The following is a 2,148-nucleotide window of genomic DNA, read 5'->3' as shown; positions in this document are numbered from 1 at the left end:
ATAATAGAATAAAACAATATTAAACTATGGAAAAATGATGTATTTTAACAAACAGACAGAGACAGTAAAAGAGTTACTTGATAATATAACAAATTTAGATGCTTACAAGAGCCACATTGAACTACCTGACCTACACCATAAATCACAAATGGAAGCACCCTCTAGCACGGCTATCTCCACGGGTGATTTTATCATACCATCTCTAGCCTCCGCAGCTATAAATGATGGGATGTCAATTATCAAACTCCCATTTAAAAAGAGTGAACTGAATGAAGAGATAATAAAAGACTTTTTTTCAGAGATAAATTCACACGCAGCAAAAACAAAATTTGATATGAACAGATACAGCCTATCTGAGGAAGAGCTATATAATGTATGTCTAAATGGAGCAAGTGCTGTTCTTGATAAGTTTGATTTACCTAAAGATACTATAGATGCTCTGGAGCTAAAGGGTGTTTTAGATGATGGATTAACCAAGGATGATATAGATAGATTGATACCAAAAGCCCTATTGAAATCAAAATTTAGCAGAGCAGAGTTTGGATTAAATTTTAGAGGTAACCACTTTTTGGAGATACAGAGTGTCTCTCAGATAGAAGATAGCGAATACGCAAAAGAGTTAAATATTCAAAAAAATGATTTAACCGTCATGACTCATCTAGGGCCAGGACCTTTTACTGGAAACCTGATGAGAATCTATACCAATAGAGATAAAATTGGTCCAATTCATAGAGCGTTATACTTCTCAGCAAAAAGTTATTTTCATTTCTTTGAGGCAAAGAGAGAAGATTTGAGTTATGGAGATGTAGTAAAATATTTTTTCAATCCAAATAAGTACGAAGCTTACAGTATAAATACCAAGTTGGGAGAAGATTTTTATAAACTTATACAGATTGGTACAAACTATGGTTATGCCTATCAACTTGGAACCTTTACAGCCGTTAGAGATGCCGTAAGAGTTGTACAGAAAAAACATAATCTCTCAATTGGAGATGCTAAACTAATCTGGAATGTATCTCATAACTCTATCTATAGAGATAAAATCAGTAACAAAGAGCAGTTTATCGTAAGACATAACTCTGTAAGAATCTATGATAACAAGCCAACTATTCTAGCTGGTTCCTTTGATGTGCCATCATGTATAGGTATATCTTGTAAACCAGACAATAACAAGCTTTTGGATACTCATGACCACGGAATTGGTGCGATTATATCAAGACTAAAAGAGGAGAACAATCTCACATATACAGATGAAGTCTCAAAAAGATATTTTTATAAAAGAGGTATTGATAGTATAGATGAGATAAAAGCTACAAATATATCTGATATGAAACCGATTGAGGCTATCTCAAACTATTTTGAAGAAGAGAATCTCTTTAGACCTTGGTTTTATCTAAACCCTATTGCAACTTTGAAAAATTAGGAGTCTGGAGAATGAGTAATATTTCATACAGAGAGATTATCAATAGATGTCACAGTAATAAAAAAGAGGACTACAAATTCTACTATTATCATCGTTTTTTATCTCTACCTATGACCAAACTATTTTATAAATATTCGGTTAAAGCTGATACTATATCTATATGGATGATTCTTCTATCAATTATTAGTTTTTTATTTATGTTATCAGAAGATATAAGTATGTTCTGGATTGGGTTTTTTCTATCTTTTATGGCATTTTTATTTGATAAAATTGATGGAGACTTGGCAAGACTCTATGGTATAGACAATATAAAGGGGGCTGTCTACGATTTTGTATATCATCGGTTTAGTCTCTTTTTATTCTATTTGGGTATTGGCATACACTTCTCTGATGAGAGTGGCTATCTGATAATTATGGCTGGAAGTGCAGGGTTTATTGCAAATTATATAGAGGAGATGCAACTGCTATCCTATAGAATATTTGCAGATAAGTATCTAATAAAAAAAGAGAATATCAATATAGTTAAGCATATTGATTATAGTGAACCAATCTATCTCAAAGCACTAAAAGCATTTAGAATGCAACTCTTTTTATATTACTATTTTATATTTGGAATCATTCTAAACTCCTATTTTCACAATACGGTATATGTTTTTATGCTTATATCACTGATTGGGATGGTGACATACTCTATTGCTCAGCTATATATGTTGATGAGATACTCT

2 protein-coding genes are annotated in these 2,148 nt (G+C 32.0%); both read left to right on the top strand.

Going from position 1 to position 2,148, the window contains the following annotated elements:
- The first annotated feature begins 37 nt into the window (after positions 1-37).
- Positions 38-1,423 carry an RtcB family protein gene (locus tag GSY74_RS06485; RefSeq protein WP_164664289.1) on the top strand — a complete coding sequence of 462 codons (1,386 nt, stop codon included), beginning with the start codon at positions 38-40 and terminating at the stop codon, positions 1,421-1,423.
- 11 nt (positions 1,424-1,434) lie between these two features.
- On the top strand, positions 1,435-2,148 hold a 714-nt coding region (locus GSY74_RS06480), incomplete at its 3' end, for a CDP-alcohol phosphatidyltransferase family protein (protein ID WP_164664288.1).

The organism is Sulfurovum sp. bin170 (assembly GCF_010892395.1).
In the GTDB taxonomy this organism is placed as follows: Bacteria; Campylobacterota; Campylobacteria; order Campylobacterales; family Sulfurovaceae; genus UBA1140.
The sequence above is the reverse complement of the archived record's forward strand: the minus strand, read 5'-3'. Positions and strand labels throughout refer to the sequence as shown.

Excerpts from the sequence above, each read along its gene's own strand:
- GSY74_RS06485 (WP_164664289.1), top strand. The coding sequence starts at position 38 with ATGTATTTTAACAAACAGACAGAGACAGTAAAAGAGTTACTTGATAAT.